Raw genomic sequence first — 12,533 nt, forward strand, 5'->3', positions numbered from 1 at the left:
GGCAAATTTATGCCTTCTTGCGTATTACCAGCTTTTTATTTTGCGCCCGGGCCACGTTATCCATGTATTGCTGCATCTCGGCATACTTAGCTGCCGGTATAATATGGCTATTCAGGTTAAATTTGGCTGTACTGGTTACCTGGTTCTTTGCAGCATCGTACGCATAGTTCACCTCAAAATTGCCGTAAGTAAACTTAAGCATTTGGTTGGTTGGCAGAGTTTCTACGTCGAAACCCGCGGGCAAATCAATGGTAGTAACGCAAGAACGCTGGGATGGATACTTAAAAAAGAAATCTGATTTCCGTTTATCCACCGCGGGGTAGGTAGCTTGCCATAAATCAAATATGCGGGGTCGGTAAAATTGTTTGTTGCCTGTGGCTATATCGCAAAACTTATCATATTCCATCATTAGCTCTACCTCGTCGGTACCGTCATTATCGCTTAAAGGCTTGAAAACAAAGTCCGATGGCTGTTTGATATTAAGCGATTTGATCAGGTATTCCTTTTGCTCGTCGGTTTTTTCAGAGGCTATCTCCAGGTATAGTTCACGAAATTCGCCTGTGCTCATCAGCTTCGCGGTTGCTTTTGCGCCACCATCGGCATCCAGCACAATGTGTACGCTGCTATTGAATTGATTATCGGCGGCATTGCTGCGGGGTGTATTTACCAGTTTACCACCATCTTCGGTTATCAGCAAGGCGTTCCTATTCTCGGTAAATGGGCCAAGCTTGCCAAAAGTATGCGTACTGCTGGTACATTCCAACCAGGTTGTATCTCCTTTAAAAGGCACGCACAAAATAACGTGGTTGAATGGATCGGTAGGAAAATTCGCGTCGGCAGGCTCTTCATTGCTGCCAGCGCGCACCATAGCATAATAAGCAGGTATATTTACCGCCTTTAATAAAGCATACATGTAATTTGACAATGCTTTGCAATCGCCGTATTTCTTATCGTCAACAAAGCCGGCCGGGAAAGGCTTTAACCCCCCAATGCCCAGTTGTATGCTCACATACCGCATGTTTTTCTGCATGTATTGGTATAAAAATCTGGCTTTCTCTTTATCAGTTTTTATTCCTGCGGTCATTGCCTGTATCTCGCTTGCCCGCTGTGGGCTCAAAGAGCAAACGTCGGCATTTACGCCTAATTGCCATTTGCCGTAGTTTTGCCAGGTGCTGAAATCGCCGGGGATGTTGGCGAAAACAAATGCATTGTTCACGAAGGTAACTTTGGGGAACACCTGCCAGGCAACAGCGTTGTCTTCTACCTTAACGGCTTTTATGTTGTTGGCTATCCAGGTATAAGTCTCCAGGCCATCCTGCGTGGTTTTGGTAGGTTTTACGGATGTGTTTCGGCTAACATACCTAAAACCAGCTGTAGGGCTTACGGTAACCGAACAAATAGAATTCTGCGTGGATTCTTCGTTCACCTGCGGTGTCCACCCTCCTAAATTCAAGTAACTATTTTGGGTGGTTTCCATTATGATTTCTATAGTGCAGGGGTACGATGCAATGGTATGCCTGATTGAAAGTATGCGGTCATCAGTTACCATAGTAGACCCATCTGTAGCGGATTGGTCGTACATATCACTTTTCCCATACTTTTTTATCTTTAGACCGGCGGCACTATAGATAATCATCTGAAAACCGTTAATACTTTTGAATTTATTGTAATCCATGCCAAATCCAGCGTTGTGGTCGCCCTTTTCGTTTAGAATGGTAACGATGCTATGATATTTATAGGTTACTTTTTCCGGACCTTTAACAACGTACTCTGCGTACTCATAACGTGTAACCGCATGTGCATCCTCCTTCAACGAATCGGGGATGGTAGCAGCAATATAAAGCTCGGGCAGGATTTTTTTATCCTGGGCATAAGTGGCAAACGAAAAGGAGCAGGCAATAGCCAGCACTGCCAAAAGGAATTGATGCCTTTTCATATTACGATTTTTTCAGCACAATAGGCTCGTTGAGCATCTCGTACATTTTTTTGTAGAAGTCCTGGAATTCCGGATAGTTCTCTTTGAAATAAATGGTTTGCTTTACATCTACCTGGTAACGCACCGATACAGCATCGCCTTGCTCGCCCATTACCCGCCTAAAAGTTATGCTGCCATCAGGCATTTCCATCCTAGCACTTTTGGGCAGTGATTCAACTTTGTAACCTGCGGGCAACTTATACTGCCCTACCAGCATAAAGCTGTTGAGGTAACCAAAATCAACATCGGTAAAACGGTTTGCTGCCAGGAAGGGGCTCGTTTTGGCTTCGCCCAATACATTGGGGTTAAAATAGATATAGTTTTCATCCGATCCGGTAAGGTCGAGGCTAAAGTCTACGGTTTGCTTCAACGGTAGGGTGTCAACCTCCATATCCTCCATTTTCAACGAGTTTATCTTCAAGCCGTTGTCTCCGCTGCGCATATAGTCGATGTATTTTTTCTCGCCATCGGTTTTATACCGCTGCACCGTATTAACTTTACGGTAGCCATAACTAACTAAACTGGCAGATCCTGTTGCTTTGCTATCGGGCTTTATCTCGGCGGCTACTATGGCAAAATATTTTACGGCTTTTTTGTTCGCCACGAAAACCATATCGTACGTTTCGGCATCCTTATCCATCGCCAGTCCGAAGGTATTCAGCACATTGGCTGGTGGCATATTATACAGGTTGTACTTGTTGGTGGCATCGAGCACATAGTTGGTTACGGTATCTATCGGTATGTAAGCCACCACACTGTTGAATTTATACGAGCTTGGAAATGCGGGGTTAACCCTGCCATGGCCGCGGGTACTTACCAGCATAGGCTGCACATTTACGCCCGACTTTTTAAGCAGGTGGCACAAAATCATATTGATCTCGCCCGAGTTGCCGGCTTTCTTTTCCCAGGCTTTTCCTACACCGTCGGTAGTATATTTATCATAAGTGCCGCTGAATTTCATGGCATTTTTTACCTCGCCAAAAACGTAAGCAACCTTTTCATCTAAAGTTTTAAGGGCTTTTGCTTTGGCAATAATCACCTCCTCGCCGACGAGCTTTTTACCCAATTGCATACCCAGATCTTCGCTCTTCATCATATTATCGCCCACCTTAGCCCAGGTGTCAGAAAAATTGCGGGAATAACTACCCGGTATGTTTATGCTCAGCAGCTGAAATAAAAGACGTTCACAATTGTCTTCGCGCGAGGTCATAAACGGCTCATCCGGAATAGACGGGAGATTGGCAATGGCCCTGATTTTGGTGCCGCTGCCTTCTTCTTTGTTTACCGCCCAGGGCTGCGTGCGGGTCTCCAGATTTTTGTAATATAATAAATCGGGGACGGTGGTTTTGAGTTCGCTGTAACGGGTAGGCAAATGGCCTTGGAAATACCAATCCGGGAAATCGCCAACGTTGGCCGCTGTTAAGGTGTATTTAAACTCCAGCACCGACCCGGCCTGCACGTTGGGGAACGAGAAAACCAGCGCCGAGCTATACTTATCAACCGCTTCGGTAAATATCTGTTTTTTATCAACCTTGGTTATAACCGGTTTACCATCAACCATGTTAATGGTTTGGGCCTGCAGCCCGCTAATGTATTCGGCATGATCCTGGCTGTAGTATTCTATCCGGATATCGCCTTCGCCTTTGCCGTTGGTGTTGAATATCTTGATGCGTTTATGAAAGTTGCTAACAATCTGGTACTGCGAATCGAAGAATACATCGGCTTTATCGAAAAGTACCATGGCGTTGGCATCTTTCTCGAAATCGCAGGCTTTTAGTTGCAAATCGGCAACGTCTACTTTTCCGAAAGGTTGTGTGGTAGGGGGCGTTTGCGCTTTAACGGTAATGGCAAGCAGGCAAGCCAGTAGTAAGGTAAGGGTTTTGTTCATGTGATAGCTAAATTGTGATTAGGCCACACGAATGTAATAACTGCAAGGAACATTCCACAATTTTTGACGATAAAATAAAAAAAAAACTAAACCCTTTTAGTTCGGGCCTGTCATACCTATATATGACAGCCAACATGAAAAACATCCGCCACTTGTATGCGCGGGCTGGCTTTAGCCTCAGGTTTGAGGATTTGGATACGCTTGGGAAGCTATCTGTAAAAGAGGCGGTAGCGGCGGTGTTCCGTGCATCAGAAAACAGCGACCCAACCGCCATCATTGCCGGCAACATCAACTATAAAGATTTTCTGTTGGCCAACGAAGGCACCAAGAAGATGTTTTTGCAGGAGCAACGCCAGCAGGAAAAAGCCCTGAATATTGATTGGGTGAACAAAATGAGCAGTACCGATGCGCAACTGCGCGAGAAGATGACGCTGTTTTGGCATAACCATTTTGCCTGCCGAACGCAAAACGCCTGGTATGCCCAACAACTAAATAATATACAGCGCAGCAACGCCCTGGGCAATTTTAAAACTCTGTTGATGGAGGTATCAAAAACGCCTGCTATGCTGCAGTTTTTGAACAATCAACAAAACCAAAAGAACCACCCCAACGAAAACTTTGCGCGCGAACTGATGGAGCTTTTTACCATTGGCCGCGGCAACTATACCGAGCAGGACGTAAAGGAATCGGCGCGGGCATTTACCGGCTGGAGTTTTAAGAAAGACGGCAGCTTTGCGGCCCGCCCCCTTCAACACGATGTCGGGCAAAAAACCTTCCTGGGGAAAACCGGCAATTTTGCAGGCGAGGATATTATAGATATGCTGCTCGCCAAAAAAGAAACCGCTTTGTTCATCTGCAAAAAACTCTATAGGTACCTGGTGAACGATGTACCCAACAATGCGCACATCGGCACCATGGCAGATATTTTTTACAACGGCAATTATGAGATAAAACCGCTGCTGCAATATATTTTTACAGCCGATTGGTTTTATACCGATAACAACATGGGTAACCTGATCAAAGCCCCGGTGGAGTTTATAGTGGGTTTAAACAGGCAGTTTTACATCACTTATCAAAACCCCGATGTGGTGCTACAGTTTGAACGGGCATTGGGGCAGGTGCTGTTTAACCCTCCTAATGTAGCCGGGTGGCCGGGTGGTAAAAACTGGATAGACAGCTCATCATTGATGTACCGTTTAAAGATACCCTCGACCGTGCTGAATGGCGGCGTAATTGAGTTTAGCGGCAAGGTAGACCCCGAAGACGAAGCCTTTATAGCCACCACCCGCAAACAAAAGGAAGCAGTAACTACAAAAATACAGGCACAGGCCGATTGGGCTAAATTCATGAACAGCATACCGCGCGGCACCGGCAAGGCCGCAATAGCGCAAACCTTATTAACAGCGCCGTTGAGCACGGGCATTACAGACATCATCAATAAAACTACGGATATAAAAGCACTGGCTATAGAACTGGTATCTACACCGGAGTATCAACTGTGTTAAGCAATGACTGAAGAATTGAATTAATGAATTATTGATGGAGCTACACAAGACTAGTCATTCAATTTTACAAACTCAATAATTCAATCCTCCACTAATTCAATAATTAATTATGAAAAGGCGAGATTTTTTAAGGAACACCACATTGGCTTCGGGGGCATTTTTAATCCCTTCGTTTTTGAAGCCGCTGGAGGCTATGGCCATGGGCGATATCTCCGGGTACAAGAATTTGGTGGTGATACAGCTCTCCGGTGGTAATGATGGCCTTAATACCATCGTGCCCTTCGGCAACGACATTTATTACCAAAAACGCAAAACCATTGCCATACAGCAGCCCGATATAATCAAGCTGAACGATATGCAGGGACTCAACCCAAACCTTGCTGCCCTAAAAGAAATTTACGACCAAGGCTGGATGAGCGTCATCAACTCCGTAGGGTACCCCAACCCCGATAGGTCGCACTTCCGTTCGATGGATATATGGCAAACCGGCAGCGACGCCAACCAGTTTTTAACCACCGGCTGGATAGGCCGCTACCTGGATTCTAACTGCGCTACCTGTAATAACCCCTACACCGCTATAGAGGTTGATGATACGCTCTCCCTTGCCCTCAAAGGTGCAAAAATGAAGGGCATAGCTGTGGAGGATCCGGGCAAGCTTTATCAGGCTACACGGCAGCCATTCTTTAAGCAATTGGTGCACGGGCACGACGCTGCAAACCTCAACGAGGATAACCTGGGCTATCTTTATAAAACCATGATAGAGACCTACTCTTCGGCAGATTATATACAGCAAACGTCAAAAACCTATATTACTACTGCCACCTACCCACAAACACCCTTTGCTAATCAACTTAAAAGCGTGGCTAAATTCATCAACTCGGGCTTGCAAACACGGGTGTATTATGTATCGTTGAGCGGGTTTGATACACACACCGGCCAGCAGAACCAGCAAGGCCGCCAGCTAAAGATTTATGCGGATGCTGTAGAGGCGTTTGTTAAAGACCTAAAGCAGGCCAACAAACTGGATGATACGCTGGTGATGACCTTCTCTGAATTTGGCCGCCGCGTGGAGCAAAACGCCAGCAATGGTACCGACCACGGCACCGCCAACAACATCATGCTATTTGGCGGCAAGTTGAAAAAGGCAGGGATATACAACGATGCCCCCAATCTTGCTCAACTGGATAACGGCGACTTGAAATACGAGATAGATTTCCGTTCGGTGTACGCCACGCTTTTAGATAAATGGCTCAATGTAAACAACAGCCAGGTACTTAATAAGAATTTTGCCGGACTGGATTTTGTATAATGGGTTGCCAGTTTGAGGTTATGCAAAAAACGAGGAAAACGACAGGGAAAACCCATGTGGCATTGGTAGATCCAAGCTAACATCCGTTAATCATGCCGGTTTATAAGGCATAAGTAAAACATTCCACAGCAACCGCGATACCAGGGGAATAGCGTCGTTCATCACCAAAACCAATAGAGGCTTTTATGGGCAGGATTTGGGCAGAAAGCGAGTTAGGTAAAGGGACTGCTTTTAAAATTAATTTGCGGTACCAGTGTTTTTCTGAACTCGAATTTGGGAGAATTAATGAATTTTACAGAATTGCTTCACCAACACTAAGGCTTTCTGGGAATTCATAAAATTCGTTTAATTAGAGTTCAGACAAATGAACTCAACCTACGCCCCTAACCTCGCCAAAATGGCGTCCGCACTTAACTTTTCCTGTTCGCCACTTTGCATATTTTTAAAGCTGAGCAAGCCGCTTTGCATCTCGTCGCTACCAATTAGGATAGTGTAAGGTATCTGTTTGTTGTTAGCGTATTCCATCTGCTTTTTCAGCTTGGCACCTGCGGGGTAAAGCTCGGCATTAACGTTGTTGTTGCGTAGTTGTTGCAGCAAGGGCAATGCATAAGCTTCCGCCGCTGCATCGAACCCAATGATAAGCACCTGTGTACTTTGCTCTGCCGATGCCGGGAACAGGTTCAGTTCCTCCATCACATCGTAAATACGGTCGGCCCCGAAGGAGATGCCGGCACCTGTTAAACCCTTCAAGCCGAACATGCCGGTAAGGTCGTCGTACCTGCCGCCGCCGCCGATGCTACCCATGGCTACTTCATTGGTCTTCACCTCGAAGATAGCGCCGGTATAATAATTCAAGCCGCGGGCCAGGGTGATATCCAGTTCTAATGTGGCACGTTTAAGTGGTGTGTATTGCAGGTAATTAAAAACAGTTTCCAGTTCGTCGCAGCCCTGCAGGCCAATCTCAGATGTGGCCAATGCCTCGCGAAGCTTTTGCAGTTTCTCTTCGTTGCTGCCTTCCAGCAAAATAACAGGCTTCAGTTTGTCGATATCAGCCTCGGTAAAGCCGCGTTCCAGCAGCTCTTTTATCACGCCGTCCAGGCCTATTTTATCCAGCTTATCAATGGCTACAGTGAGGTCAATTATACTATCGTATTTATCTATTACTTGCGCAATTCCTGATAGTATTTTTCTATTGTTTATTTTTATGGTGAAATCCTTCAGTCCTAGCAAGCTCAAGGCTTCATCGTATATCATTACGAATTCCGCTTCGTTCAGCAGCGAAGCAGAACCCACTACATCCACATCGCATTGGTAAAACTCGCGATAGCGGCCTTTCTGTGGCTTATCCGCGCGCCAAACGGGCTGCACCTGGAAACGTTTGAAAGGAAAGGTGATTTCGTTTTGGTGCTGCACTACGTAACGGGCAAAAGGCACGGTAAGGTCGTAGCGGAGCGCTTTTTCGGAGATAGAACTGGTGAGCAAATTAGAGTTACGCTCGTCTAGCTGCTTTGTATCGGCTTTCGCCAGATAATCCCCGCTATTCAATACTTTAAATATCAACTTATCCCCCTCATCACCATATTTACCGGTTAGGGTGCTCAGGTTCTCCATGGTAGGCGTTTCTATCTGCTGATAGCCATATTTGCGGAACACGCCCTTAATGGTATCGAAAATGAAATTACGTTTAGCCATTTCGGCCGGAGAAAAATCGCGGGTGCCCTTAGGTACAGATGGTTTAATAGATGCCATGGCGCAAATGTACAAAAAACAAGGTTAAGCTAAACTGATTCCGGGGAACGGCTTTAAATCACCCGTCATGCCGAATTTGTTTCGGTACCCCACACGGCAGGTAACGGGCGTGCATGGCGGGTTAGTATTGTGGTGACTCTTATGATGGGGTATCGAAACAAGTAATCGGCATGACGTTTAGTTTTCGATCGAGTAAAACTTAGTTTAAAAAACAAAGCCCTCCCGAATGTTCGGAAGGGCTTATGCTGAAACTATTATTAATCTGTCTTTTTTAAAGCTTATTGGGCGGTACGTGCCTGGCTCTTCATTTGCTCGTTGGCAACAATCACGATTTCTACACGGCGGTTCTGTGCCTGTCCGTCAACAGTGGTGTTATCGGCAATCGGTTCTGATTCGCCTTTACCCGATGTGGTTAACCTGGAGCTTGCAACATTGGCTGCGGCTATAAAAGCTTTCACGGCTTCAGCCCTGCGTATAGACAGGGCCATGTTAAGCGCATCGCCACCAGTACTATCGGTATGGCCAACAATCAGGATATTTGTTTGCGGGTTATTTACCAATGATGCTGCAAGGTTTTGCAGGTTAGTACGTGCTGCAGCTTTAAGGTCTGATTTATTGGTATCGAATAAAATACCCGAATCAAATTTCACCAAAATACCTTCACCTTCGCGGATAACTGTTGCGCCCGGTACGGTTTGTTTTATCTCGGCAGCTTGCCTATCCATATTACGGCCAATAAATGCACCGGCTGTACCACCCACTGCACCACCAATAATAGCACCCAAGGCAGTGTTACCGGCTGCTTTGCCAATAATTGCACCTATGGTACCGCCTGCACCTGCACCAATGGCGGTGCCTTTTTGTGTTTTGGTTAATGAGTTACAGCTGCTGCCGATAACGCCTAACGAAGCTATTGCAATACTGAAAGTAGCTATCTTTAATTTTAAAGTCTTCATGTTATATAGTTGTGTATTTGATTAGCTACTTGCAAAGCAGATGCCAAATGCCGTGTTTGGCGGGAAATCACCGGCATTATCTACAAGGCTTAAAAAACCTTACCAAAACTATAGTTTTTTAATTCAAGGGAAATCCGAAAGGTAAAAATGGCAGTTACCACAAATACACTCAACAACTATTGACTGTAATTTAGGACAAAATTCGCTAAAAACACCTATTGCCTGATCAATTTTGCCGGGATGATTAGCGTAAAGGTGCTGCCTACGCCCTCCTCAGAACGCACCTGCAGCTCTATTTCGTGAAAAGTTGCTATCGATTTTACGATGGGCAGCCCCAGCCCAAAGCTGTCCTGCTTAGGCGATTGCTTTATTTTTTTGAACCTGTCGAAAATGTAAGGCAACTCATCTTCCGCGATGCCTATGCCGGTATCGTTTATGCTGATGACGTAGTAATTCTTTACCTTCTCGCCATTTACAATAATGGAACCATCGGGCTTATTGTACTTAATGGCGTTATTTACCAGGTTAAACAGCAAGTTGAACAACAAAAACTTATTTACATTAACCAGTGTTACATCCTCGCTCAGTGCCAGCGCGTAACCTATGTTTTTCTCCTGCAGGCGTATAGATATCTCTTCATACAAATCCTGCAGCATATCCGTTAGCGATATCTCGTCTTCCTTTAAAAACTGCTCGTTCTCTATCTGCGATATCAGCAACAGCGTTTTGGTAATACTCTTGAGCCGGTTAAGTATTTTCTGCATCTCCAGCATGCGCACCTTCATCTCATCGTTTATATCTTCCTGCTGAAACATATTCTCAATCTTCGATTGCAGGATAGAGATTGGGGTCATCAGTTCGTGCGAGGCATTAGAGATAAATTCCCGCTCCTTTTGAAATGCATGCTCAATAGTTACAATCATCTTATGAATGCTGAGATCGAGGTGCTGAAAATCTGACGTGGTGGTTTTAACCTGCGCATACGAGGTAAAACTAGGAAACTTGGCACCAACCAGCTTGGTGCGTATAATACGGCTTAAGGGCGCAAGGATATAGTTAGAATATACCAGATCGGCCAGTATGGTGAGCAATATCATACCCAGCAGTATCAGGAAAGCGATGTTTTGCAGGGGGCCGGTGGTATCGTCAATAGTTTCGGTGCTTTTGCCAATCTCCAGCAGGTAATTTTTTTTGCCAACCATAAAGGTATGGCTCAGGATGCGGTAATCTATGGTATCGCGCTCAACCGAGCGGCGTTCGTTTTGTATGGTATCGGCATAGTAATCGGGTTCCGCTTCATCCAGACTTATATACTCTTCTTTCAGCGGCAGGTAGCTACCGTAGCTTTGCCCATCTTCGATATAAGTTTGGATGCCTTTCTCCTTTACTATTTGCAGTAGCTTATCCTTTTGTTTAATGAGGCGGTCATCGGTATAGTTGCGGTTGATGCTTTCGATAATGGAGGGCAGCAAAAGCACAAAAAGGGTTACAATTACCAGTTTTGATAAGGCATTAAACAGCGTTAGTTTGGTTTTTAGCTTCAAATGCTTAAACGTTTGTTTTTATGCGATAGCCCAGGCCGCGCACAGTTTCCAGCCAGTCGGCAGCGGCAAAGGCTCCTAGTTTTTTACGTATGTTTTTGATGTGGGCATCAATAAAGTTACTGTCGTAATCGTCGTTCACTACACTGCCCCAAATGTGCTCGCTTAGCTGCGCACGGGTTAAGGTGCGGTTCTTATGCAATATAAGGTAAGCAATCAGGTCGAATTCTTTTTTGGTAATGGCATTTACCGCATTGCTCATGTAAGTGATAGTGCGGTCGGTAAGGTTTACCAAAAAACCATCAAGGTCCACAACCTGGTTTACCAATCCAAACTTGCGACGGGTTATGGCTTGCATGCGGCTCTGCAATTCCAACAGCGAAAAGGGCTTGGCCAGGTAATCATCGGCACCCAGATCGAGGCCTTTTATACGGTCGTAAACTTCGGCGCGGGCGGTAAGAATAATGCAGGCTGCTTCGGGGCGACTCTTTTTGGCTTCTTTAAGTAAGTCTAAACCTTCATAGTCCGGCAGGCCAAGGTCAATGAGTATAAAATCGTAGAGGTTTACGGCAATTTTTTCAGATGCAGAAACGCCGTTGAAACACACCTCGCAGATATAGTTGTTCTTGGATAAGAACAATTCCATTTCGTAAGCCAGTGCTTTTTCATCCTCTATAATTAAAACATTCATCGTGCATCAATAAAAAACGTAATAAAATGTAAGATTATAAAAAGATTCGCGGCGGTTGAGCAAGGCTCCTTCCACATTTACTGGGATAGAATACTTGTACGAGAACTCCAGTGTGTAATGCGGCCTGTTATACGACACGGGTATCTTGAAGCTGTAATTGAGCATTGTGAATTTGGCGTTGGCACGTGCCCCCGTTGCGTTCTCGTTGCGAACATAAATATTGTCGGCCTCTAATTGGTACTTATGATCGATAGAGTACCGCTGCACAAAGTTTTGCGTACCCAATATAAAATTGAACGAGGGGTTGATGGACAGATAATCCTGATCGTCGAAGATACTCCAACTGCTCTCCCAGTATTTGGAGTTGCTTATGGTAGTAAACACATCGTACGATTTACCGAAAAGGTAATCGGCCACCAGGCTGGTTTTCGCGAAGCCCCAATCGTACGAGTTTTTGAAGTTGATATCGTTGGATGAGGCCGACTTGATGATAGCCGACTTATTATTAAAAATAAACCGCGTGTAGCTTAGCGTGCCCGTAAAGTTTTTAGACAGGCGGTAGAAATAGCCGCCCCCCACGTCAATCTCATCAACCAAAGGCACCTCGTAACCCAGCACCTTAAGTGCGGAGCCATATATAAAAAAACCCGATTTATAATTCACTACCAAATCAGCAGCCAAAAACGGATACTTTTTGGGGCCGGTACGCCCGAAGAATAGCGCATCGCTGCCGTAGTTTATACCAGCAGAAAGCGAGTTTTTACGCACGATAACATTGGTATCGGCAGCGGCTTTGGCAACAGTATCAGTATCGGCTACCAAACGGGTTTGCAGGCTGGCAAAAAGCGCTGGCTTTGCCAATGCTACGTTAAACGCATTGCAACTTATTACTAAAATTAATATGCCGAAGTATCTCATT

9 protein-coding genes are annotated in these 12,533 nt (G+C 45.3%); 2 read left to right on the forward strand and 7 right to left on the reverse strand.

Annotated elements, in window-relative coordinates:
• Window positions 1–7: 7 nt before the first annotated feature.
• Window positions 8–1,936: a DUF3857 domain-containing protein gene (locus tag E2R66_RS08290; RefSeq protein ID WP_133228648.1), complete on the reverse strand. Its 1,929-nt coding sequence runs from the start codon at window positions 1,934–1,936 to the stop codon at window positions 8–10.
• Window position 1,937: 1 nt separating this feature from the next.
• Entirely contained in the window at window positions 1,938–3,863 is a 1,926-nt protein-coding gene (locus E2R66_RS08295; RefSeq protein WP_133228650.1) for a DUF3857 domain-containing protein, read from the reverse strand.
• A gap of 134 nt (window positions 3,864–3,997) precedes the next feature.
• Here E2R66_RS08295 and E2R66_RS08300 point away from each other — a divergent pair, with 134 nt between their 5' ends.
• Both E2R66_RS08300 and E2R66_RS08305 read left to right on the forward strand, forming a co-directional pair.
• Entirely contained in the window at window positions 3,998–5,368 is a 1,371-nt protein-coding gene (locus E2R66_RS08300) for a DUF1800 domain-containing protein (protein WP_240049262.1), read from the forward strand.
• A gap of 109 nt (window positions 5,369–5,477) precedes the next feature.
• The gene (locus E2R66_RS08305; protein ID WP_133228654.1) at window positions 5,478–6,677 is read left to right on the forward strand and encodes a DUF1501 domain-containing protein; all 1,200 of its coding nucleotides are present in this window, start codon (window positions 5,478–5,480) and stop codon (window positions 6,675–6,677) included.
• Window positions 6,678–7,052: 375 nt separating this feature from the next.
• On the opposite strand, the gene hisS is transcribed toward E2R66_RS08305, so the two are convergent.
• The 5 genes from hisS to E2R66_RS08330 all read right to left on the reverse strand — a co-directional run bounded on the left by hisS (window position 7,053) and on the right by E2R66_RS08330 (window position 12,532).
• On the reverse strand, window positions 7,053–8,426 hold the full coding sequence (hisS, locus tag E2R66_RS08310) for a histidine--tRNA ligase (protein ID WP_133228657.1): 1,374 nt from the start codon (window positions 8,424–8,426) through the stop codon (window positions 7,053–7,055).
• A gap of 278 nt (window positions 8,427–8,704) precedes the next feature.
• Window positions 8,705–9,382 (reverse strand): OmpA family protein, encoded by a 678-nt coding sequence (locus E2R66_RS08315; RefSeq protein WP_133228659.1) that lies wholly within the window; start codon window positions 9,380–9,382, stop codon window positions 8,705–8,707.
• A 215-nt stretch (window positions 9,383–9,597) separates the two neighbouring features.
• Complete coding sequence (locus E2R66_RS08320) at window positions 9,598–10,926, reverse strand: sensor histidine kinase (protein WP_133228661.1); 1,329 nt, start codon at window positions 10,924–10,926, stop codon at window positions 9,598–9,600.
• A gap of 4 nt (window positions 10,927–10,930) precedes the next feature.
• Window positions 10,931–11,614, reverse strand: a complete 684-nt coding sequence (locus E2R66_RS08325) for a response regulator transcription factor (protein ID WP_133228663.1) — start codon at window positions 11,612–11,614, stop codon at window positions 10,931–10,933.
• Between the two features lie 6 nt (window positions 11,615–11,620).
• Window positions 11,621–12,532, reverse strand: a complete 912-nt coding sequence (locus E2R66_RS08330) for a hypothetical protein (protein WP_133228666.1) — start codon at window positions 12,530–12,532, stop codon at window positions 11,621–11,623.
• Window position 12,533 lies beyond the last annotated feature (1 nt).

Source organism: Mucilaginibacter psychrotolerans, from assembly GCF_004519315.1.
In the GTDB taxonomy this organism is placed as follows: domain Bacteria; phylum Bacteroidota; class Bacteroidia; order Sphingobacteriales; family Sphingobacteriaceae; genus Mucilaginibacter; species Mucilaginibacter psychrotolerans.

Coding starts and splice junctions, on each gene's coding strand:
- hisS (WP_133228657.1), bottom strand. CDS start 8,426: ATGGCATCTATTAAACCATCTGTACCTAAGGGCACCCGCGATTTTTCT.
- E2R66_RS08325 (WP_133228663.1), bottom strand. CDS start 11,614: ATGAATGTTTTAATTATAGAGGATGAAAAAGCACTGGCTTACGAAATG.
- E2R66_RS08330 (WP_133228666.1), bottom strand. CDS start 12,532: ATGAGATACTTCGGCATATTAATTTTAGTAATAAGTTGCAATGCGTTT.
- E2R66_RS08290 (WP_133228648.1), bottom strand. CDS start 1,936: ATGAAAAGGCATCAATTCCTTTTGGCAGTGCTGGCTATTGCCTGCTCC.
- E2R66_RS08305 (WP_133228654.1), top strand. CDS start 5,478: ATGAAAAGGCGAGATTTTTTAAGGAACACCACATTGGCTTCGGGGGCA.
- E2R66_RS08295 (WP_133228650.1), bottom strand. CDS start 3,863: ATGAACAAAACCCTTACCTTACTACTGGCTTGCCTGCTTGCCATTACC.
- E2R66_RS08300 (WP_240049262.1), top strand. CDS start 3,998: ATGAAAAACATCCGCCACTTGTATGCGCGGGCTGGCTTTAGCCTCAGG.
- E2R66_RS08315 (WP_133228659.1), bottom strand. CDS start 9,382: ATGAAGACTTTAAAATTAAAGATAGCTACTTTCAGTATTGCAATAGCT.